We start from the raw sequence: 21717 nt of genomic DNA on the forward strand, positions 1-21717 counted from the left end.
TTGTCTTTGCAGGTAGCGGCAAGCCGAGGGCTACAAGGAGTGTGGTGGCAGAGCCAAACGATGGCAAGGCGGCGCGAATTGCGCCCTGTGGCGAAGCCGAAGGGCGGGGAGGGGGCTCAGCGGGAGCGGGTCAGCCTGCCCAGTTGCAGCATCAGCAGGGTGAGCAGGGCCCCGGTGGCGGCGGTCAGCAGCGCCAGCAGCAGGCTGCCGAGCAGGAAGGGGGGCACCAGGGTCGCCGCCTCGTGCTCCAGCCAGTGCAATGACCAGCTGAGGTGGAAGGGCTCAGGGGGCTGGTGCAGCACCAGGCAGCCGGTGCGATAGGCATAGAGGTACATGAAGGGCAACGTCAGCGGGTTGTTGAACCAGACCGCCAGCAGGGCCAGCGGCAGGTTGAGGCTGAACGCCAGCGCCAGCGCGACCGCGACCAGGGAGTGCATGGGGATGGGGATCCAGCTGGCGAAGAGGCCGGCGGCCACGGCGCCGCTGAGCGCCCGGGTGCCGCCCTGCCAGAGGGCGGGGGTCAGCAGGCGCTCACCAAAGAGGGCGAACCACTTCTGCTGGCGCAGGGTGTCCGGGTCTAGCTTGAAACGGGTCAGCCAGCGGCTCAGCATGCCCGCGCCTCCTTGCGCTTCTGCCACTGGCGTACCGTGTTGATGCGCCAGAAGGTGCGGATGAAGGCGTAACCCATCAAGGAACTCAGCAGCGCGAGCACCAGGGATCCCAGCAGCAGCGGCGGGGCCAGGGTTTCAAATACCGAGACAAGCCACTCCCAGGTGAACTGGATATCGATGTGCTGGGCGGGGTGCCCGAGCAGCTGGCAGCCCACCAGATAGGCGCCATAAAACAGCGGCGGCATGGTGAAGGGGTTGGAGAGCCAGACCAGGGCGACCGAGAGGGGCAGATTGACCCGAAAGAGGATGGCGCCACCGGCCGCCAGCAGCATCTGGCAGGGGAGCGGGATCCAGGCCATGAAGAGGCCGACCGCGAAGGCACCGGCGGCGGAGCGGCGGTTGAGGTGCCAGAGGTTGGCATCGAGCAGCAGCTTGCCGAACAGCCGCAAGTGCTTGTGTTCCTTGAGCTTGTCCTGATCGGGCAGCCAGCGTTTTATGAGTCGTTTGGGCATGTTTGAAACCTTGCTAAATACTTGCTCCATGGATCTGCGTCTGTTGTCGTTTGCCCTGGGGGCAAGCTCCTCACTGCTCTGGCCCTGGTTACCCTCTAGCGCATGGGGCGGCGCGCTGCTGGCCCTCGCCATCCTGCTCGCCCATGGCCGTCACTGGCGGCTCTTGTTTCTGGTGCTCGGCGTGCTCTGGATGCAGCTGAACCTGCAGTATCGGCTGGCCTGGCTGGACAAGCTGGAGACACAGACCAGCCACATCATAACCGCACGGGTGCAAAGTACGGAGTCCTCGGGCGATAAACCGCGAGATAAATTTGCCCGCCTGCTGCTGCGGGTGGAGACGCTGGACGAGCAGCCCCTCGCGATAGCCCCCCTCGTCAGGGTCAACGCCTATCAGGGACTGCCCCCTTTGCCGGCCGGCAGTCGCATCACCCTGGTGAGTTCCCTCAAGCCCGCCCATGGGCTGGCCAACGAGGCGGGCATGGATGGGCGGCGCCTGCTGCTTGGCAAGGGGATCACGGCGACCGGCAACCTGCGCCGGATCGTCGAGGTCCAGGGGGCGGCCCCTGGGATGCGCGAGCGCTGGCTGGCCATGGCCAGCAGCGCCTGGCAGGGGCTGGAGCAGGCCCCCTTGCTGGCGGCGCTCAGCTTCGGGGAGCAGGGGGGCATCACGGATGCCCAGTGGGATCTGTTTCGCGGCAGCGGCCTGACCCACATCATCGCCATCTCGGGCCAGCATATCGCCCTGGTAGCGGTGCTCGGCTGGTGGCTGGGGCGGCTGCTGGGGTTACGGGGGGCCATTCTGGTCTCCCTCTTGTTTGCCGCCGTCTACAGCTGGCTGGCGGGATTTGCGGTGGCGACCGAGCGGGCCCTCATCATGGTGCTGGTGTGGAGCCTGCTGCGCTGGTTGAAACGGGACTGGCCCAGCCACCGCATCTGGCTGTGGGCCTTCGTGGTGCTCGTGCTCTGTGATCCCTTCGCCCTCTACTCGGCCGGTTTCTGGCTCTCCTTCATGGCGGTGGCCCTGCTGTTGCTGGCGAGCCTGCTGCACGTGCGCCCCGGACTGGTGCGGCTGCAGATCCTGCTGCTACTGGGGCTGCTGCCCCTGCAACTGCTGCTGTTCGAGGGCATGGCCCCGCTGGCGCTCTTGCTCAATCTGCTGGCATTGCCGCTGTTCTGCCTCGGCATCATTCCGCTGGCGCTGATCGGCGTGCTGCTGGCACCGCTCTCCACCGCCCTGGCTCATGCCCTGTTCTGGTTGTCCGATCTGGGGTTGACCTGGGTGTTGTGGGGGCTCGGCTTGCTGGCGGACCATCTGCAGCTCTGGTGGCCTGTCCCCGACTGGCTGATGCCCGTCAGCGCCTTGCTGGTGCTGCTGTGGGGGGCCTGGCAGTTGCCGGGAGGGCGTGGCCTGCTGCTCCCGGTGGGGGCCGCCCTGCTGTTGGGTGCCTGGCCTGCCCCCACTCCCTGGCAGGTGCGGGTGCTGGATGTGGGGCAGGGCTTGTCGGTGCTCGTCACCCGGGGCGAGCGCGGCATCCTCTATGACACCGGGAATCGCTATCCCGGCGGCTACAACATGGCGGAGGCCGCCATACTGCCCGTGCTGAGCCGCCTCGATGTGCGGGTGCTCGATGCCCTCATCATCAGCCACAAGGACAGGGATCATGCGGGCAATCGACGCGCCATGCTGCAGGCGATGCCGGTGCGCCGCGAGCTCTCCTCGTTCGGCTTCTCCCACAGCACGGTGCTGTGTCGCCGCGGTCAGCGCTGGCACTGGCAGGGGCTGGAGGTGCGCGTGCTCTGGCCCGAGCGGCCGGGGGCGGGGCGCAACAACGACAGTTGCGTGGTGCAGATAAGCGACGGCCGGCATCGCATCCTGCTCAGCGGCGACATAGAGCAGGGGGCGGAGCGCCGCCTGCTGGCCCTGGAAGAGAAGGGAGAAGGAGAGGAGCTCGCCAGCACATTTTCCAGTGCTGACTTCAGCACCCTCTCCAGCACTGTGTTGGTGAGCCCTCACCATGGCAGCCGCACCTCCTCGACCCCGGGCTTCGTGGCGGCGGTGAACCCGGATGTCGTCATCCACAGCGCAGGCGACAGAAACCAGTGGCAGTTTCCCCGCCCCGAAGTGGTGGCTAGATACGAGGGGGCCCGTCAATGGGTGACGGGACAGGATGGCGCCATCCTGATCGAGGCGGGGGAGGGAGGGCTCGAGATCCGGGCCGAGCGCGAGCAGGGCCCCTGGTACAGGCGCAATGGCCACTGGTGGCAGCCCAGGTTATGGCGCTAGGGAGCCCAGGTTTCCCTGTAAAGAGAGGAAAAGAAGCCGGGAAGAGGTGAGGAGCGGATGGGGAACCCGGCTCTGGCACTGGAAGCCAGCCGTCATTTCTCTTTGGGATAGGGCCAGGCTATGGCAACGCTTGGTGTAATCCCGCGCTTTGGCTAGAATACCCCGTCATTTCCCTTATTAACGGCTATTCATGCAACAAGAAACCTCACAAGAGAGCTGGCCCGTCTTCAAACGCCTGCTCGGTTATGTCCGGGATCGCAAACTGGGGCTGGTGGGCGGCATCATCGGCATGCTGGGTTATGCGGCCGTGGATACCACCTTCGTCTACTCCATCAAGCCGCTCATCGATCAGGGCCTCAACGGCAACGACAGCAGCGTGCTCAAGTGGATGCCCTTCTTCGTGCTCGGCATCGTCGCCCTGCGCGGCTGCGCCGCCTTCCTCTCCAACTATTGCATGGCCTGGGTCGGCAACCATGTGGTGATGCGGCTGCAGCAGCAGGTGTTCAGCCACCTGATGGCCATGCCCATGAGCTTCTTCGACCGCCAGAATACCGGCAACCTGCTCTCCAAGGTGACCTATGACGCCGGTCAGGTCTCCTCTGCCGCGAGCTCGACCCTGGTCTCCCTGGTGCGGGAAGGGGCGACCGTCATCGGCCTGCTCGGCCTGATGTTCTGGCACTCCTGGCAGCTGTCGGTGATCTTCCTGGTGGTCGGCCCAGTGGTGGGTGTGCTCATCGGTCTCATCAGCCGTCGTTTTCGCAAGATCAGCCGTCACATCCAGCAGGCGGTGGGTGACATCACCACCTCCACCGAGCAGATGCTCAAGGGTCATAAAGAGGTGCTGATGTTCGGTGGCCAGCAGGTGGAGGACAAGCGCTTCTTCACCGTCAGCAACCGGATGCGCCAGCAGACCATGAAGATGGTGGCTGCCGACGCCATCGGCAGCCCCATAGTCCAGATGGTGGCCTCGGTCGCCCTGGCGGTCTTCCTCTACGTGGCGACCATAGACTCGGTCAAGGCGACCCTGACCGCGGGCACCTTCACCGTCATGGTCACCTCCATGATGATGCTGCTCAAGCCGCTGAAAAGTCTGACCGACGTGAACAACCAGTTCCAGCGCGGCATCACCGCCTGCCAGAGCCTGTTCGGTCTGCTGGACTCCACCCCGGAGCAGGACACCGGCACCCGCACCCTGGAGCGGGCCCGTGGCGAGATAGAGTTTCGCAACGTCACCTTCACCTACCCGACCAAGGAGACCCCGGCGCTGCACAACATCAGCTTCAAGGTGGAGGCGGGCAAGTCCGTGGCCCTGGTGGGTCGTTCCGGCTCCGGCAAGAGCACCATCGCCAGCCTCTTGACCCGCTTCTATGACATAGAGCAGGGGGAGATCCTGCTGGATGGCGTCAACATCCGTGAATATCGCTTAAGCGAGCTGCGCAAGCAGTACGCCCTGGTCTCCCAGCACGTGCACCTGTTCAACGACACCGTGGCCAACAACATCGCCTACGCGGCGGAAGAGCGCTACAGCCGGGAAGAGATCCAGCATGCGGCCCGCATCGCCCATGCCGACGAGTTCGTGCGCAAGATGCCGGAAGGCTATGACACCATCATCGGCGAGAACGGCGCCTCCCTGTCCGGTGGTCAGCGCCAGCGCATCGCCATCGCACGCGCCCTGTTGCGGGACTCCCCCGTGCTGCTGCTGGACGAGGCCACCTCGGCCCTGGATACAGAATCCGAGCGCCACATCCAGGCGGCCATCGACGAGCTGTGCAAGGCGCGCACCTCCCTGGTCATCGCCCACCGTCTCTCCACCATAGAGAAGGCGGACGAGATCCTGGTGATCGACGAGGGTCATATCGTCGAGCGCGGCAACCATGACGCCCTGATGGCCCAGCAGGGCACCTATGCCCAGTTGCGGGCCATTCAGTTTGGCAACGTCGCCGTGAGTAACAAGGGCTGATGCTGGAGCGTCTCTGGTACGGCAAGAGTGGCTGGCGCTGGGCGCTGGCCCCCTTGGCCCTGCTGTTTGCCCTGATCAGCGGCGGGCGCCGTTTCGCCTACCGCCGAGGCTGGCTCAAGGCTTATCGCGCCGGCCTGCCTGTCATCGTGGTCGGGAACATCTCGGTCGGTGGCAACGGCAAGACGCCAGTGGTGGTCTGGCTGGTGGAACAGCTGAAAGCCCGTGGCTGGCGCCCCGGTGTGGTCAGTCGGGGTTACGGTGGCAAGGCGCCGCACTATCCCTATCGGCTGGATGCCGCCAGCACCACCGCCCAGGCGGGGGATGAGCCCGTGCTCATTGCCCGGCGCTGCGGCTGCCCCCTGGTGGTGGCACCCAAGCGCGCCGATGCGGTGCGTCTGCTGGAGCAGAGCGGCGAGGTGGACATCATCATCACCGACGACGGCCTGCAGCACTACGCGCTGGCCCGGGACATAGAGCTGGTGGTGGTGGATGGGGCCCGGCGCTTCGGCAATGGCTGCCTGCTGCCCATGGGGCCGCTGCGGGAACCCATGACCCGCCTCAAGCGGGTCGATGCCATCATCTGCAACGGCGGGACCCCGGCCCAGGGGGAATACCCCATGGCGCTGGTGGCGGCCGCGCCGCGCCGCGTATGCGACGATGCCCCCCTCGAGGCTCCCCTCGCCGGACCTGTGGATGCATTGGCGGGCATAGGCCATCCCCCCCGTTTCTTTGCCACCCTGACCGGGCTCGGTTATGAGCTGGTACAGAGTGTCGGTTATGCGGATCATCAGGCCTTTGATCGGGATGAGCTGCTCGCCCGCTTTGGCGAGCGCCCCCTGCTGATGACGGAGAAGGATGCGGTCAAGTGCCGGGCCTTCGCGCCGGCGCACTGGTGGTATCTGCCGGTGAGCGCCGAGTTGCCCGTCTCACTGCTCGACGCCCTGCTGCAGCGGTTGACCCCGCCGCACGCGTCCGACCCTGACCATGCACATTGAATGGCACAAGATCATCGCCTGCACGGCATCATAGCCCGTGCGGCGCCGTTGCAAGGAGCCGGGTTCCGGCTCCGGCGATGGACCATTAAACTGCTCGGTAGCATAGCCCGCTCGAGAGCGTCGCTTGCTCGACATCGTTGAAGGAGTTTCGTTTTGGCACTGGATATCAAATTGCTCGACATCATCGCCTGCCCGGTTTGCAAGGGGAAGCTGCACTATCAACCGCAATCGGACAAGGCCGCCCATGAGCTCATCTGCCGCTTCGACAGACTGGCCTATCCGCTGGAGGAGGGGATCCCCGTCCTGCTGGAGAACCGGGCGCGTCATCTGCCCCTGGAAGAGCTGAAGCCATGAGTTTCGTCGTCGTCATTCCGGCCCGCTACGCCTCGACCCGCTTGCCGGGCAAGCCGCTGGCGGACATCCATGGCAAGCCCATGGTGCAGCACGTGGTGGATAAGGCCCTGCAATCGGGCGCCGATCGGGTGATAGTCGCCACCGACGACGAGCGGGTGCAGCAGGCGCTGCAGACCACTGGCGTCGAGGTGTGCATGACATCGCAGGATCACCAGTCCGGCACCGAGCGTCTGGCCGAGGTGTGCCGTCACTACGGCTTTGCCGCCGACACCATCATCGTCAACGTACAGGGGGATGAGCCCCTGATCCCGCCCGCCATCATCCGCCAGGTGGCGGACAATTTGGCCGCTGCCACGGCCCCCATGGCCACCCTGTCGGTGCCCATCCAGGACGCCGAAGAGGCGTTCAACCCCAATGCGGTCAAGGTGGTGACGGACAAGGATGGCTATGCCCTCTACTTCAGCCGGGCCAGCATTCCCTGGGACAGGGACCGCTTTGCCAAGAGCCGGGAGCAGATTGGCAGCCACTATCAGCGCCACATCGGCATCTATGCCTATCGCGCCGGCTTCATCCAGCGTTACGTGGACTGGGCGCCGAGCGCGCTCGAGCAGGTAGAGGCGCTGGAGCAGCTGCGGGTGCTCTGGTACGGGGAGAAGATCCACGTGGCCCAGGCCCTGGAGGCCCCCCCGGTGGGGGTGGATACCCAGCAGGACCTGGACAAGGTGCGTGCGCTGCTGGCCAACTGAGGCTGGCGGCACGAAAGTTAATCGACACGGCGCCTTCAGGCGCCGTTTTTTCGTTGATTCTTTATATAATAATTTGATTTAAAACGGTTTTTACGGGCACTTTCAAACTTTTCCCGGCCATGGTTTGCCAAATCATCGAGTTTGGTTATGATGCAAGACGCCGTGTTAACCCTAACTGGCATATAACGAGATAAAAACGGGGTGTTTGGGTGATTAATGTATTCCTGGTCGATGATCATGAGTTGGTGCGTACAGGGATAAGACGCATTTTGGAAGATGTCCGCGGGATCAAGGTGGTGGGCGAGGCACAGAGCGGGGAAACCGCCGTGGCCTTCTGTCGGCAACATCACCCCGACGTGATCCTGATGGACATGAACATGCCGGGCATCGGCGGTCTGGAAGCGACCCGCAAGATCCTGCGGCTGCGCCCCGATGTGCGCATCATAGTGCTGACCATTCATTCCGAGAATCCGTTCCCCACCAAAGTGATGCAGGCGGGCGCCGCCGGATACCTCACCAAGGGGGCCGCGCCGGATGAGATGATCCACGCCATTCGCCTGGTGCACTCCGGCCAGCGTTACATCTCCCCCGAGATCGCCCAGCAGATGGCCCTGAGCCAGTTTGCCTCGGCGGACGAGAATCCCTTCAAGTCCCTCTCCGAGCGCGAGCTGCAGATCATGATGATGATCACCAAGGGGCAGAAGGTGACCGACATCTCGGAACAGCTCAACCTGAGCCCGAAGACGGTCAACAGCTACCGCTACCGCCTGTTCAGCAAGCTGGGGATCAATGGCGACGTGGAGCTGACCCACCTGGCCATTCGCTATGGCATGCTGGATGCCGACACCCTGTAAGGGATGCCTGTGCCCATTCAAGGCGGCGAGTGCCGCCTTTTTGCTTTTCGCTGGCCCGGCGCAGTATGCTCTCTTGGTCCGTTTTCGCCCTTAGTGTTGAGTCGAGTCGCCGATGATCCCCTCTCCCGAACCTCTCTTCGACAGCCAGGCGTCGCCAAGCGCCGTCCCCTGCCATATGGATCTCTGCCGCTGGAGCCCGCATGACGACCTCTGAACCTCTCTTCGACAGCAAAGCCTTCCTCTGCACTGTGACTAACCAGAGCGGCGTCTACCGCATGTATGATGGCGGCGGCACCGTTATCTACGTGGGCAAGGCCAAGGATCTGAAGAAGCGGCTCGCCTCCTATTTCCGGACCAACGTCGACAGCATCAAGACCCGCACCCTGGTGCGCCAGATAGCCGACATCCAGGTCACTGTCACCCACACAGAGACAGAGGCGCTGATCCTCGAGCACAACTTCATCAAGCAGTACCAGCCGCGCTACAACGTGCTGCTGCGGGATGACAAGTCCTACCCCTGGATCATCATCACGGCGCACCAGCATCCCCGCATCGGCGTGCATCGCGGTGCCCGCAAGGTGAAGGGGGAGTACTTCGGCCCATACCCCTCCGGCGGCGCCGTGCGCGAGAGCCTGCACCTGATGCAGAAGATCTTCCCGGTGCGTCAGTGCGAGGATGCTGTCTATGCCAACCGCAGCCGTCCCTGCCTGCTCTATCAGCTCAAGCGCTGCGCCGGTCCTTGTGTCGCCGGTCTGGTGAGCGAGGCCGAGTATGCCCAGCAGGTGGAGCTGGCCAAGCTGTTCCTGGCGGGCAAGAACCAGCAGGTGATAGGAGAGCTGGTGGGCAAGATGGAGTCCGCCAGTGGCGATCTGCGCTTCGAGGAGGCGGCCCGCTACCGGGATCAGATCCAGGCCCTGCGCCGGGTCACCGAGCAGCAGTCGGTGAGTGGCAACGTGCTGGACGAGCTGGACGTGGTGGGGGTGGCCTTCGATCAGGGGGCGGCCTGCATCCACGTGCTCTTCATCCGTCAGGGCAAGGTGCTCGGCTCGCGCAGCTACTTCCCGAAAGTGCCGGCCGATACCCCCCTCGACGAGGTGGTGCAATCCTTCCTGCTGCAGTTCTACCTGTCGGGGCAGGGGGGCAGACAGATCCCGAGCGAGGTGCTGCTGGACGTGGCCCTCGAGGACGAGAGCGTCATCGCCGAGACCCTGAGCCAGACCGCCGGTTACAAGGTGCGGGTGGTGAGTCGCACTCGGAGTGAACGAGCGCGCTTTATCAAGCTCGCCTCCATCAACGCCCAGACGGCGCTGCGTTCGCGCCTGGCCCACAAGAGCACCATCACCGCCCGCTACGATCAGCTGGAGGAGCTGCTGGAGCTCGAGACCCCCATCGCCCGCATGGAGTGCTTCGACATCTCCCACACCATGGGGGAGCGCACCGTGGCCTCCTGCGTGGTGTTCAACCGGGAGGGGCCGCTCTCATCGGAATATCGCCGCTTCAATATCGACGGCATCACGGGGGGTGATGACTACGCCGCCATGGAGCAGGCGCTGGAGCGGCGCTTTGGCAAGCAGCAGGAGCCGGACAAGGTGCCTGACGTGCTCTTCATCGACGGTGGCCTCGGTCAGCTGCGCCGTGCCGAGGAGATCCTGGCTCGCCAGCTGGAGTTTCTCGGCGGCAAATACCCGCTGCTGGTGGGCATTGCCAAGGGGGTAACCCGCAAGGCCGGGCTGGAGACCCTGATCCTGGGAGATAGCCACGAAGAGCTGCACTTGCCGGCAGATATGCCCGCTTTGCACCTTATTCAGCACATTCGCGACGAATCTCACCGTTTTGCCATCACAGGCCACAGGGCACGCCGTGCCAAGGCCCGTACCACCAGTACCCTGGAGGACATTCCGGGGGTGGGGCCAAAACGGCGGCAGGCACTGCTCAAATACCTGGGCGGCCTGCAGGAGGTGAAGAAGGCGGGGGTGGACGAGCTCGCCAAGGTGCCCGGCATCAGCCAGGAGCTGGCTCAATCCATTCACGACGCCCTGCACTCGCTCTGACCCGGGATAAAGATTGTCGTCCAGGGGAGGCGATACCCAGAGGGGGGCTGACCCGGGCCACCCTGAGTGGGTGGCATTTGATGTGGATCCCGCAAACCGGCCCCGGCAGCACAAGAGCCGTGACGCAGGGGGCCCGCAAATGCCATAATGGCATGCATCCTGAGGTTATTGATGGATTCATAGACCAAGGCGGGCGCCTGTCCGGTTGCAACGGTGATCGGCTTGGGGCTACCATGTAGCGGCATACAAGAAGTGGCTGAAAATAATGACAAATATTCCTAACCTGCTGACGTTTTTTCGGATTTTGCTCATCCCCGTCTTCGTCATCCTGTTCTACCTTCCCTATCAGTGGTCCTACATGGCGGCTGCGCTTGTCTTCATCCTGGCGGCCGCGACCGACTGGTTTGATGGCTATCTTGCCCGCAAGCTGAACCAGTCCACCGCCTTCGGCGCCTTCCTCGATCCCGTTGCCGACAAGATCATGGTGGCGGCCGCCCTGGTGGTCATCGTCGAACACTACAACACCATCTGGGTCACCATACCGGCCATGACCATGATTGGCCGCGAGATCATCATCTCCGCTCTGCGGGAATGGATGGCGGAGCTCGGCAAGCGCTCCTCGGTGGCGGTCAGCTGGATTGGCAAGTGGAAGACCATGATCCAGATGGTGTCGCTCACCGGCCTCATCTGGCAATACGACATCTGGATGGTGTGGCTCGCCTACGTGCTGCTCTATGTCGCCACAGTGCTCACCTTCTGGTCCATGTTCCAGTACATGAAGGCCGCCTGGGGCGATCTGACCTACCACTCCCGCTTCTAGTCCGCCTATGGGCAAATGGCCGTTTCCTTGCCGTTGGGGCAGAGAAACGGCCATGAGTGGCAAAAGTGTGGGAAAGGGCAAAAAATGCCCGAACGATCAGAGTATTAAATGTTTTTGGTTGACTGGGCGAGGAACATCGCTAGAATGCGTTCTCGTAGTCAGGCAGTCAGCCAGACCGATGCGGGAATAGCTCAGTTGGTAGAGCACGACCTTGCCAAGGTCGGGGTCGCGAGTTCGAGTCTCGTTTCCCGCTCCAAATTCAGACAATAGAGAGCAAACTCTCTTTTGCATGGCGCGTTAGCAAAGCGGTTATGCAGCGGATTGCAAATCCGTTTAGTCCGGTTCGACTCCGGAACGTGCCTCCATATTGACAAGCCCGCGGCGCGGACTTGATACCGATTGCGGTGCCCGAGTGGTGAAATCGGTAGACACAAGGGATTTAAAATCCCTCGACGTTCGCGTCGTGCCGGTTCGATTCCGGCCTCGGGCACCATTAAAATCAAAGACTTACGAAGGCCACTAGCGATAGTGGCCTTTTTTGTTTTTCCTCAGTGTCCACATTTGATCCACACAGATTTATCCCGGCAGCTCTGCCAGCTTCACTTCCAGCTGAAGGCGGTTGGTGAAGCCCTGATTGGTGAGGTCGTGCACCACCTGGGTGAGCAGCCAGTCGGCTTCGTCAATCTGGGGCTTGAACCCTCTGACCGTGGTGGGTTGCTCTGGGTAGAGTTCGGGGCGCCCCATCGCCAGGGTGATCTGGAATTCGGCCACGCCGCGTTGCAGCTTCTCCCATTCAGCCCGGGCGGCCCGCATGGCATTTGCCTGGCTGGCATAGACATGCCGCAGCTCTTTGACGTTCTCGCTGCTACCGACCAGCAGCTCGTTCTCCTGCTTGTTGACCATGACCCCCGGGGGCAAGGGCCGTTCCGGCGATGGCTTGGTCTTCTTCTTGCGCTTCACCTCGACTCTCTTCTTTTCCGCCTCCTTGTTGTCTTGCCAGTAGGCGGTCACGCCGGTGTAGGCATCCCGGTCAGCCACTGAGAAGCGGTGCTGATCGCCATCTTGGCGGGTGATGGTGATGGCTGGTAGAGGCTGACCGCTGGCGGTGGTGCCCTGGCCAGCTTTGATAAACAGCAGGCGGCCATTCTTGACGGTGGCGATGCCATCGCACTGACCAGCCAGGCGGGTGAGGAAGGCGAGATCGCTCTCGTTGGCCTGGTCGATGTGGTCGATCAGCTGGCCCTTGAGTGAGTCACCCACGCAGGGCGTGAGCTGGTAGCGGGCGGCGACCTGATCGACGATGCTGCTTACTGTGGTCTGGTGCCAACTTTGCTCACGCAGTTTGTTCATGCCGCCGCGCAGGTCGGCTGACTTGCCCCGTATGGTGAGCACATCCGGGGCCCCGCCGTGCTCCACCTCGTCGATCTTGTAGGTGCCCTTGTCGACCAGGGCCTGGCCTTGCCAACCAATGAGGGCGCGCAGAGTGGCGCCCCGGCGTGGCATATCTAGCTGACCGTCGCTGTCATCGAGGGTGAGCTCGATGGTGTCGGCGGTGAAGCCCCGGTTGTCGGTGATGGTCATCGACATCAGGCGCGGCCTGATGGTGGCCGAGATGTCTTTGCCATCGACCAGCACCTGGTAAGCCGGTACCGGGTGGCCTTGGCGCAAGGCGTCGAGCGGATTGGTCAGCCCCAAATTCTCTGCCAATCGCGTGCCGAACTGGTCGAATGCCCCCATCAGAGAAGCCCCCCGAGCTTGTTGCCGACACTGCCGACCAGCTTGCCCAGACCCAGGCGGCCGAAGAGGTTGCCCGCGGTGCGTCCCAGCAGGGTCTGGCCAAGGGATCTGTCGTTGTCATCTACCCGCTTGAGCTTGATGGTGAACTCGATTTTGCGGGCGGTGCCATCGCTGAAAAACTCGCTGCGGGTGGTGCTGATACCCTCTATCACGAATGACCCACGCATGACGCCATCGCCCTGGATCAAGGGGAAGGCTTGGCCGCTGTCGCCCATCTGGTTGAGCATGTCGAGGGAGACAGGGCCGCCGGTCACCTCGGGCAGCAGCACCCCGCTCAGGGTGCTGGTTTCGTCATCCGGGCCGACAAACTGGTATGCCGGGCGAGCACCAATCCGGTTATTGCCCGGATGGCGCCATGCACGTTCGTCTTGTTGTGAGAGGGGGGCCACGGTCGAGCGCATAAACACGAACCAGCCCAGGGTCATCATCATGGTGGTTGCTCCTTAATTGCGGTCGGTCAGGGAGGCGCGGCCATTGGCAGCGGCCTGCCGTTCGCGTCGGTCCAGTTCACGGCGAACCTCTTGCGCCACATCCGCGCCGGATTGCCCGGGTTGCTGGACGATGTGGATAGGGGCGTTGATCTCGGTGGTGGTGCTGCCTCTGGCGATTGGGCGCGGCGGCGTCACGATGCGCGGACCGTAGCCGGATCCACCGGCCATTGCCGGGGTGTTGTAGTTTCCGGTGAGGTAGCCTGACGGGTTGACGTTGGCCGTGACCGAACCACCCCCTTTCGTCCAGTCCGGCAGCAGGTCGGTGAGGGCCTTTATCTTGGCTTTGAGGCTCTCCCACTTCGCAGTGATGCCACCAATCAGGCCGTCGATGATGGCCTTGCCCTTGTTGGCCGCCCCGGCTGGCAGGGTATCGAAGAAGGCCCAAATCTCGCCCCAGTGCATGATGAGCAGGCCGATAGGCGTCCATGAGAAGAGCTCTTTCAGGAGCTCCCAGAAGGCGAGCGCAGGGGCCTGGCACTGCGCCCACAATCCGCCGAACCATGCGGCGACGCCGTCCCAGTTCTTGTAGAGCAGGTAAGCCCCGGCGGCGATGGCCACAATGCCCATGATGAACCAGCCTATGGGGTTGGTGAGCATGGCAATGCCGAGTCTGACCATGCCCATGGTCAGCGCCTTGATGAAGGTCAGCAGGGGGCTCCCATAGACCAGCAGCATCGACATCCCCATCTTGATAGCCGCCAGCGGCCCCAGCAGGCCAGCCACGACCAGCAGTAGTGAACCGCCGGCGGCCGCCGCCACGGCTGTCACTGCCGCGATGCGGGTAAGGGTGGAGGTGAGTTCAGGGTTGGCCCGCATCCAGTTACCGGTGACCTGGATAATCTCGGTGACGCGCTGGATGATCCCGCGCATCGGGCCGTTCTCGGTCTCCATCATCTGGATGCCCACGTCATCCCACGCGGAGGTGAGGTTATCCAGGTCACCGATGGCGTTATCAGCCATGACCTTGGCGACCTTGCCAGCTTCCCCCTGGGTTTGCTTCAAGGTGGCGATGAGCTCCTGCAGCTTGCCGGATCCCGCCTGTTCGGTCAGTACGGCCAGGGCGGCGAAGGCTTCCTCACCGGCGATGGCCTTGAAGTAGCCCGAGCGGGTGGTGTCCCCCATCTTGCTGGTCTTCTTGTAGAGCTCGTCGAGAATATCGGGCAGGGCGCGCAGGTTACCGGCCGCATCGGCGGTCTTGACGTTCAGGGCGGCGAGCGCGTCGTGTGCGGCCTTGGGGGGCGCCGCGAGGCGGCCGAGAATGGCCCGCATGGCGGTACCGCCCATGCTGCCCTGGATACCAGCATCCCCCAGCTTGCCCGCCATGGCGGAGGCTGTTTCAAGGTCGACGCCAAGGCCTGCCGCCACCGGGCCCACGTACTTCATGGTTTCACCCAGCATCTGCAGGTCGACGTTGGCGCGGGTGAAGGTTCCGACCATCACATCCCCGAGCCGGTTCATCTGATTTGCTGGCAGCTTGAAGCCGGTCAGGATGTTGGAGCCGATATCCGCTGCGGCGGCAATCTCGACGCCGCCCGCTTTGGCTATGTCGAGCACCCCAGGCATGGCATCGCGGATCGCCTTGGGGGTAAAGCCAGCCATGGCGAGGAAGCCCTGGCCCTGCGCCGCTTCGCCCGCCGTGAAGGCGGTATTGGCGCCGAGCTCCCGCGCCTGAGCCCGCAAGGCGGCCAGTTCGCCGCTGCCTTTGTCCAGCCGGGTGATCGCCTGCACCTTGGACATATCGACATCAAAGCCTATGGCCTTGCTGGCGATGTTGGTGCCCTTGTAGATAGCCGCGGCACCGGTTGCCATGCCTGCGGCGCCATAGCCCGCCATGGTGCCGCGCATGGACATGGTCTTGTCATAGCTGGCCTTGACCTGGTTGAGGCGTTTTTGCTGGTCGGCCAGTTGGCCCAGCTTGGCGCGCTGCTGGTCGAGCTGGGTATTGGCGGAAGCCAGATCGGTCTTGAGGCGGCGCTGGTGTTCGCCGAGCTGCTTGGTGTTGATGCCTGCCTCGCCCAGGGCCCGTTTCAGGTTGCCGTGACGGGCGACCATTTCCCGCTCCTGTTGGGAGAGGTCGCGCACCTTCTGTTTGGCCTGCTCCATGGCGCGGGTCATGGCCTTGGTCGGTTGCTCGACCTTGGCAAACTGCTGGGCCATCTGCTGGGCATCGCGCTGGGCTGCTGTGAGTTGGGCGCGGGTGGCGCCAATCTGTTGGCCCAGGGTGCGATAGCCGTCAATCTGGCCGCTCTGGGTTTCCAGCTCCTTGATGCGTTTTTTCGTCTCGACCAGGTCTTTGGCGGTGATGCGGCTCTGGCCGCTGGCTGCCTTGAGGGGGGCGGTCAACTTGTCGACCGCCCCGAGCAGGATTTGAAGTTTGAGAGGGTTCATTGCTCTGTTGCCCCGTTGATGCGGTTGTGGGTCTCAACGAGGTTTTGGTGCCAGCCCATCAGCTCGCTGATCTCCATGGCCGCCATCTCGGACGGCGGCCAGTGGGCGATGATGGCCAGATCGGCCATCACCTCGTCTACGCAATGAGGTAGGCCATTCTCTTCGGTACCAAAAAAGCGCTTACCTCGCTGCCCAGTTGCATCAGGTCGGCCGGATCCATGTTGCCGATCTCGACCTCGGTCAACATGGGGGTTGTGATGCGGGGCAGCAGTTTGGTGAGGGCGTTGACGTCCATCTGCACCACATCGGTCATATTGAGGCCGCGCATTTCGCCCGCCTTGGGCTTGCGCAGTTGAACCTCGGTGATGGTGGTATCGCCGCGCTGGATGACTTGGTCGAGGGTAACGGTCTTGTTTTCCATGGTATTGGTTCCTAGATATGTGGTGAGGGCGGCTGTGGGCCGCCCGTTGGGTTGTTGGGTGGGTTAGAGGCCGATGGCCTTGCGGTGTTCGGCCATGCGGTCGACGCCATCGGGGCCGATCTCGATCATGTTGAGCAGGTCGATTTCGTGGATGACGGCCCCGTCAATGGTCACTTTGTAGTAGGTGTTGACCATGCTGACTTTGGCCTGGCTGTTATCGCCGACCTTGGCAGTGCCCCAGTCGATCTCTTTGAAACGACCTCGGGTGAACACTTCTACGGCCTGCACACCGACGACATCATCCCGCTGGATGGAACCGGCAAAGCGAAGGGCGATACCGTCGATCTTGCCATTGCCCATCTTGCCCAGGATCTCGGCGCTGTAGCCGCCCATGGTGAAGGAGGTATCGAGGGCGCTGTCATCGAGACCCATATCGATGTTGACGGCGCCGCCCATGCCGCCGCCGCGATAGGCCTCGAACTTGCGGGAGAGCTTGGCAAAGGTGAAATCTTCCGCTTCGCCAATCCAGTTGGTGCCATCTGTGAAGATGTTGAGCTGTTTGACTTTTTTCGGCAGTGCCATGGTGGCTCCTTATGCTGCGGCCGCGACGCGGGCGCCGAAGTCGATGAGGTAGGTATCGGTGATGCGCTGGATGAAGCCGAGGTCTTCGAGCGGCGGCACCGGGGTGTAGTTGTAATCGATGCGCAGCTTGCCTGCCTTGAGGGTGTCTTTGTCGTTGAGCTCCTCGTTGTACCAGCAGTCAAAGCCGAGCAGGTAACTGCCCGCCACCAGTTCGCGACCCTTGGCCTTGATGCCCTCGATGATGTCTTTCACCAGGGTGGGGGTGAGCGGCTTGTCGTTGGCCCACATGTGCGCCTCGGCCATGGTGTCGGCCAGGATCTGGGCGGTGCGGGTGTAGTTCTCGAACTGGAACAGGGGATCATCGGAACAGGTGCGGTTGCCCCAGTAGCGGAAGCCGTCCGCCCGGATGAGGGCGGTGATCTCGTTGGCGTTGAGCAGGCCGACCTCGGTATCGGGGTCTTGCAGATCCCAGAACAGGGCCTTGGTCATGCCGTCGACCCCGGTCACGCCGACGTTCGACAGGGTCTTGTGCCACCCGATTTCTTTGTCGATGAATGCCCGCATGGCGGCAGCCTTGAGGCAGGCATCCAGTTTGATACTGGCATTGGCGGTGGTGTCCCATGCGGTCCAGTCGCCGTGGATCGGCATCAGTTCGCGGCTGGAGAAGTTCTCGCGGTAGGCGAGTGCCGCCTCGACGGTGTCGGCAATGGTCGGCACATAGGCGAAGGCGCGCAGCTTCTTGGCTACGCCCGCCAGGGCGGTGGCGATGGGCAGGGTGCAGTTGTCCGGCACGCAGAGGATGCGGGGCTTGACGCCGGTGGCCGGAGCGGCCCGCTCCAGCGCCTTGAGGCCGGTATAGCTGCCATCCGGTAGTATGGTGCCGATGATGTTGCTGGTCAGCTCGGCGGCGTCGGCGCCATCGGCCACGCGCACGGCGATTACGATGGTGTTGACGGTGTCATAGATGGTTTGCAGCGAGCGTTTGAGGTTGCCGGTGCTGCCCGCCTTGGCGATGGCCGCCGGCAGGTTGGCAATCAGCACGGGTTTGTTGAGGGGGAAGTAAGCGGCATCCGCATCGCTGCCGGTGCAGATGATGCCGATCACCGCCGTGGCGACGGTGCGGATGGTGCGCGTGCCCTCGTTGACTTCCACGACGCGCACGCCGTGGTGAAATTGGTCCAGTGCCATAGGTTCTCCTGTTGTCCGGACGGAGCATTCTTTGCGTAGGTAATGCATGTGATGCGAGCAGGGTCAGGATGCAGGGGCAGGGGATGACAGGCGAGCGGCGGCCAGTGTGTGAGGGCCGTACACACTGGCGAGGCGGTGACAAGGTGACGGACGGCAGCAGTAACGAAACACCCCGCACAGGGCGGGGTGGTGGTCTGACTCAATGGTTATTCGGTGGCGGGATCGCCTGGGCGCAGCGGCCAGGCGGGTTGCTCAGGCCAGCCCGGCTGGCTGCGCACATCCGGCAGCTCGTAGCGATAGCGCTGCCATTGCGCCAGTAGCTCGATATCAACCGCCTTGGCATAACCTCCATCCACGGCAGGGCGGAGGCGTTCAATTTCGCCGGCGGCGGCGTAGTCGAGCTGGGCCAGCATCAGTTCTGCCGTCTGCTTCGCGGGCGGGGCAGGGCGTTCTTGCAGAACCGGGTAACCATCTACCATGGCGACTTCGTGTTGGTCACTCTGGCCGTTGACCAGCCGCTCATAGTCCCCCGGTCTGAGAGTGACCGCGGTATGGGGAATGTTGTCGCCATGAATTGCCGTCAGGTAGAACCCTTTTGATTCGGGATCGTATTTGTACATGAAGCCTCCTAGTAACCAATAACCAGCCAACGCAGGCCGAAATTGCTGCCAGCTGCCGCCTTGCCACCTAACTGAATTTGAGAGCTGGAGGCGATCCGGATTGCCAGCGTCGGGTAAGTCGTGCTGTCGGGGTAGTCATAGGTAGCCCACGCTTGCAGGCCTGCATTAGGGAACGTGATCGGCAAAGTCACATTGAGCGTGCCATTGATAGGAACCGTGTTGCTACCCCATTGCACTATCAGCCCACCCAGCCAACTCGGAAATTTGATGTACCCGATGCCGCTCAACTGTGCGACAAAGCCAAAGCGCAGTTTTTTCGGCGTTACTGCCACATCATCGGCTGTTCCTGCGTCGGTTTGCGCCTGCGTCGCCACCTTCATCAAGCCGAGCACGGACTCCCCGGCTTGCTTGACCCAGTTCATCAGCTTCAATGCCGTCACAAACTTGCTGTCATCCGCGCCAGCGTCGACCTCGGCCTGGGTGGCTATTTGCGCTTTGCCTAGAGCCGCTTCTGTTGCGGAGGGGATCACCACGACCCCGGTCTGGCCATCTACCGACTGCACTGCGTCGGTGGGGGTGAGCAGCTCTTGCCAGTTGGCCAGGGTCGAGGCGCCCGCCACCCGCAGGATGAAGCTCTTGTTCAGGTCGGTGCGCACCGCGACATCGCCGATTTCTGCGGTCAGGGCCAGCATGGCGGCCTGGGTGCCGACGACAAAAGTGTCGGTGATGGCGGTGGCCGGGATCTGGGCGACGGGCACCTTGCCGCCACTGTCCAGGGTGGCGACCCCGTTGGAGGCCCCCTTCTGGCTGCTGGGCACGGCATCGGTGATGCCATATCCCGACAGGGTGGTGGGGTTGCTGCCGGCGGTGACGTTGCCCTTGGCATCGACGGTGACGGCGCGATAGGTCCCCGCCACGACTCCCGAGTTTTTATAGGTGGCGGTGATGGAGATGTTGCCGCTGCCATCGAACGAGGCCTGACCGGTCACATCCCCGGCCACGGCAATGATGCGCGCCGTGGTGAGCTTGTTGGCCTTGCCGGCGGCAGTGGTGCCACCTTCCAGGTCATCCATGTGTTTTTTCAGGTAGGCGGTGCGGTTCGCCAGCGCCTGGGCCTGTTTGTTGGAGGTACCCCCCGGGCCGCCGAGCACCGGGTCGCTGGCTTCGAGCTGATAGACGCCAGCGTCCCAGCTCACCACCTCTTGTAAATTCGCCATATCAGGAGGCTCCGTGGTTGTAGTTGCCGTTGTAGGTTGCGGCGCCGTTGTAGGTGATGGGCGCCTGGGTGTAATCGAGGGCCGCCAGATGGCAGCGGGCCGGGGCCATCTCTGCCAGCAGGCGCCGGATGCGGTTCGCCTGCACGGTGGTGACCGGGCGGGCGAGGATGACGCGATAGACGGCCCACTGGGACGGATCCCCGTGGGGTTCGTTGCCGTTGTAGGCGAGGGTGCCATCATAGCGGCGGCCCGTGGCGCGTTCGATGATGGTGCTGTCGCCAAAGCCCAGCACGGCCAGCGCCTCCTTGATGGCCCAAGGGGTGCCCTTGCGCTGATGCAGGCGGAACGAGGCGCTGATGAGGGCTCGCTGCTGGTCTTCTGACTCGGCCAGCTCCCACCAATCCACGGACCTGGCCCAGGCGAGCCAGGGCAGCAGCGGGGCCGGGCAGGTGTCAGCAAAGCGGGTGGCGGTGATCACCTCCGGCGTCACTGTGCTGGCCAGAGTGGCAGCAGCAAGGTGCTCGAGCCGGGTGGCAGAGGGCGGCAGCAGATCCCGGGTGGTCGGCAATGGCAGGGGCAGGCGATGCACCTTGGCCGCGCCGAAGGTGCAGCCATCAAAGCCCCGTGTGGTCAGGCGCGTGGTGCTGGCAACCGGCGAGAGTGCCGAAGGCAGCAACGGGGCCGGGACCAGTGCGGCGGTGATGGCGGGCAGACCGGGGAGCGGTACCGCGGGGGCCAGCGGATAGAGGATCCGCGCGTACTTGGCGACGGGGCTCCCCACTGCGCCAGTGAAGGGGGTCGCGGCCTGCGCCAGCCGGGCATTGAGCCGGTGGGCGCCGCTCTGGCCGTCAGACAGGGCGCCGACAATCTGGCGCACTCGTGCCCGGTGGCTGCCCAGGGCGCCAAGATCGAAGCCGGCAGGAGCGAGGCGCTGCCCAATCGTCGGCACCTCGATGGCATCAGGCTGCACGCCGCCTGCCCCGAGTTTAGCCCTGACCGTGGCCACCCCCAGTGCGCCCGCACTGAGCCCCGCCAAGGTGATCTGGGTGGACATCTCGGGGGCTCCCATGGCGAGCAGGTCGCCCAGAGTCGCCACGCTGGCCCTGGCGGTGGTGTCCGGGGCGCCATTGGCGCCAGCCTCGATGGTGCTGGGCGCGGTGCGGTGGGTCAGCTTGCCCGTGCCTGCTGCGAACTGACTGATCCCGGTTGGTCTGGCGCGCTGTAATGCCGCCATGCCACCGATTTGCCCTGCTGCTATCCCGCCCGTTGACAGGCCGATACTGACCCCGGCAATGGCGACCGGCGCGGGGTCATCGTCACCCGGCAGGGTGCCCCGGTAGATCGCCGCCCCGTCGAATGACAGGGTGCCGTCGTGATAGGTCAGTGACCCGCGCCAGACGGGATAGAGGGTTGCCATCAGAGTTTGAAGATCTTATTGGCGCCGGGGTCCCAGGCGATGATGATGTCGCCGCCGTTGGTGCTGACCGGCAGACCCGCCGCCGAGTCAAACAGGGCGATCAGCGGGCTGGTCGCGGCGCTGCCGGTGTCTTTGTAGATGGCGCAATACTTCACCGCCGCCGTGGGTACGGCGCTGAAAGTGACGTCGGCGGCGTCCAGCACGCCGCCGGTGACCGTCTTGCTGGTCAGGGTCTGCGGGGTGCCGACCACGTGGGACGAGAGCGTGCTGAAAAACTCGTCGCTGCCCAGGGTGGGGGCGTAGGTGTCTTTGATCAACGCGCACTTGAGGGTGTCGGCACTGGCGTTGATGGCGCCGGTGAGAAACTTCTCGCGGCCTTTGTCATAGAGGGCGTTTGCCATGGTCTGGT

General features: G+C 63.6%; 21 protein-coding genes and 3 tRNA genes. 11 read left to right on the forward strand and 13 right to left on the reverse strand.

Annotated features, from left to right (window positions below; genetic code table 11):
• Window positions 1-116: 116 nt before the first annotated feature.
• Together WIR04_RS07635 and WIR04_RS07640 are read right to left on the reverse strand one after the other, a co-directional pair.
• A complete protein-coding gene (locus WIR04_RS07635) occupies window positions 117-611 on the reverse strand; it encodes a DUF2062 domain-containing protein (RefSeq protein ID WP_338891661.1) in 495 nt (164 codons plus the stop codon).
• On the reverse strand, window positions 605-1123 hold the full coding sequence (locus WIR04_RS07640) for a DUF2062 domain-containing protein (protein ID WP_025327482.1): 519 nt from the start codon (window positions 1121-1123) through the stop codon (window positions 605-607). The genes WIR04_RS07635 and WIR04_RS07640 overlap by 7 nt, the downstream gene beginning before the upstream one ends.
• 28 nt (window positions 1124-1151) lie before the next feature.
• Here WIR04_RS07640 and WIR04_RS07645 point away from each other — a divergent pair, with 28 nt between their 5' ends.
• The 11 genes from WIR04_RS07645 to WIR04_RS07695 all read left to right on the forward strand — a co-directional run bounded on the left by WIR04_RS07645 (window position 1152) and on the right by WIR04_RS07695 (window position 11680).
• Entirely contained in the window at window positions 1152-3407 is a 2256-nt protein-coding gene (locus tag WIR04_RS07645; RefSeq protein ID WP_338892494.1) for a DNA internalization-related competence protein ComEC/Rec2, read from the forward strand.
• A gap of 190 nt (window positions 3408-3597) precedes the next feature.
• Entirely contained in the window at window positions 3598-5367 is a 1770-nt protein-coding gene (gene msbA / locus WIR04_RS07650) for a lipid A ABC transporter ATP-binding protein/permease MsbA (protein WP_025327480.1), read from the forward strand.
• Entirely contained in the window at window positions 5367-6362 is a 996-nt protein-coding gene (gene lpxK / locus WIR04_RS07655; RefSeq protein WP_338891664.1) for a tetraacyldisaccharide 4'-kinase, read from the forward strand. The genes msbA and lpxK overlap by 1 nt, the downstream gene beginning before the upstream one ends.
• Before the next feature lie 153 nt (window positions 6363-6515).
• Window positions 6516-6716 carry a Trm112 family protein gene (locus WIR04_RS07660; protein ID WP_005331987.1) on the forward strand — a complete coding sequence of 67 codons (201 nt, stop codon included), beginning with the start codon at window positions 6516-6518 and terminating at the stop codon, window positions 6714-6716.
• Window positions 6713-7462: a 3-deoxy-manno-octulosonate cytidylyltransferase gene (kdsB, locus tag WIR04_RS07665; protein ID WP_338891666.1), complete on the forward strand. Its 750-nt coding sequence runs from the start codon at window positions 6713-6715 to the stop codon at window positions 7460-7462. Before WIR04_RS07660 ends, kdsB begins: the two co-directional genes overlap by 4 nt.
• A 209-nt stretch (window positions 7463-7671) precedes the next feature.
• On the forward strand, window positions 7672-8316 hold the full coding sequence (gene uvrY, locus WIR04_RS07670; protein ID WP_025327477.1) for a UvrY/SirA/GacA family response regulator transcription factor: 645 nt from the start codon (window positions 7672-7674) through the stop codon (window positions 8314-8316).
• Between the two features lie 200 nt (window positions 8317-8516).
• Complete coding sequence (gene uvrC / locus WIR04_RS07675) at window positions 8517-10367, forward strand: excinuclease ABC subunit UvrC (RefSeq protein WP_338891669.1); 1851 nt, start codon at window positions 8517-8519, stop codon at window positions 10365-10367.
• A gap of 265 nt (window positions 10368-10632) precedes the next feature.
• Entirely contained in the window at window positions 10633-11187 is a 555-nt protein-coding gene (pgsA, locus tag WIR04_RS07680) for a CDP-diacylglycerol--glycerol-3-phosphate 3-phosphatidyltransferase (protein WP_025327475.1), read from the forward strand.
• A 180-nt stretch (window positions 11188-11367) separates the two neighbouring features.
• Window positions 11368-11443 (forward strand) — tRNA-Gly (locus WIR04_RS07685).
• 35 nt (window positions 11444-11478) lie between these two features.
• Window positions 11479-11552: transfer RNA gene (locus WIR04_RS07690), tRNA-Cys, on the forward strand.
• A 41-nt stretch (window positions 11553-11593) separates the two neighbouring features.
• A tRNA-Leu gene (locus tag WIR04_RS07695) sits at window positions 11594-11680 on the forward strand.
• Between the two features lie 83 nt (window positions 11681-11763).
• Here WIR04_RS07695 and WIR04_RS07700 read toward each other — a convergent pair.
• The 11 genes from WIR04_RS07700 to WIR04_RS07750 all read right to left on the reverse strand — a co-directional run bounded on the left by WIR04_RS07700 (window position 11764) and on the right by WIR04_RS07750 (window position 21709).
• Entirely contained in the window at window positions 11764-12924 is a 1161-nt protein-coding gene (locus WIR04_RS07700) for a phage late control D family protein (RefSeq protein WP_338891672.1), read from the reverse strand.
• Complete coding sequence (locus tag WIR04_RS07705; RefSeq protein ID WP_338891674.1) at window positions 12924-13415, reverse strand: phage tail protein; 492 nt, start codon at window positions 13413-13415, stop codon at window positions 12924-12926. The genes WIR04_RS07700 and WIR04_RS07705 overlap by 1 nt, the downstream gene beginning before the upstream one ends.
• Window positions 13416-13427: 12 nt before the next feature.
• Window positions 13428-15863, reverse strand: coding sequence for a phage tail tape measure protein (locus WIR04_RS07710; protein WP_338891676.1), 2436 nt, complete (start codon window positions 15861-15863; stop codon window positions 13428-13430).
• Entirely contained in the window at window positions 15860-15991 is a 132-nt protein-coding gene (locus tag WIR04_RS07715; RefSeq protein WP_029306174.1) for a GpE family phage tail protein, read from the reverse strand. Before WIR04_RS07715 ends, WIR04_RS07710 begins: the two co-directional genes overlap by 4 nt.
• Window positions 15992-15999: 8 nt before the next feature.
• Window positions 16000-16284 carry a phage tail assembly protein gene (locus WIR04_RS07720; RefSeq protein WP_041214902.1) on the reverse strand — a complete coding sequence of 95 codons (285 nt, stop codon included), beginning with the start codon at window positions 16282-16284 and terminating at the stop codon, window positions 16000-16002.
• 63 nt (window positions 16285-16347) lie between these two features.
• Window positions 16348-16866 carry a phage major tail tube protein gene (locus WIR04_RS07725; protein WP_338891679.1) on the reverse strand — a complete coding sequence of 173 codons (519 nt, stop codon included), beginning with the start codon at window positions 16864-16866 and terminating at the stop codon, window positions 16348-16350.
• A gap of 9 nt (window positions 16867-16875) precedes the next feature.
• Window positions 16876-18048, reverse strand: a complete 1173-nt coding sequence (locus tag WIR04_RS07730) for a phage tail sheath protein (protein WP_338892496.1) — start codon at window positions 18046-18048, stop codon at window positions 16876-16878.
• A gap of 212 nt (window positions 18049-18260) precedes the next feature.
• Window positions 18261-18674: a tail fiber assembly protein gene (locus WIR04_RS07735; protein ID WP_338891681.1), complete on the reverse strand. Its 414-nt coding sequence runs from the start codon at window positions 18672-18674 to the stop codon at window positions 18261-18263.
• A gap of 8 nt (window positions 18675-18682) precedes the next feature.
• Entirely contained in the window at window positions 18683-19891 is a 1209-nt protein-coding gene (locus tag WIR04_RS07740; RefSeq protein ID WP_338891683.1) for a gp53-like domain-containing protein, read from the reverse strand.
• A 1-nt stretch (window position 19892) separates the two neighbouring features.
• Entirely contained in the window at window positions 19893-21308 is a 1416-nt protein-coding gene (locus WIR04_RS07745) for a phage tail protein I (RefSeq protein WP_338891685.1), read from the reverse strand.
• The gene (locus WIR04_RS07750) at window positions 21308-21709 is read right to left on the reverse strand and encodes a hypothetical protein (RefSeq protein WP_338891687.1); all 402 of its coding nucleotides are present in this window, start codon (window positions 21707-21709) and stop codon (window positions 21308-21310) included. The genes WIR04_RS07745 and WIR04_RS07750 overlap by 1 nt, the downstream gene beginning before the upstream one ends.
• Window positions 21710-21717 lie beyond the last annotated feature (8 nt).

Source organism: Aeromonas rivipollensis (assembly GCF_037811135.1).
GTDB lineage: Bacteria > Pseudomonadota > Gammaproteobacteria > Enterobacterales > Aeromonadaceae > Aeromonas > Aeromonas rivipollensis.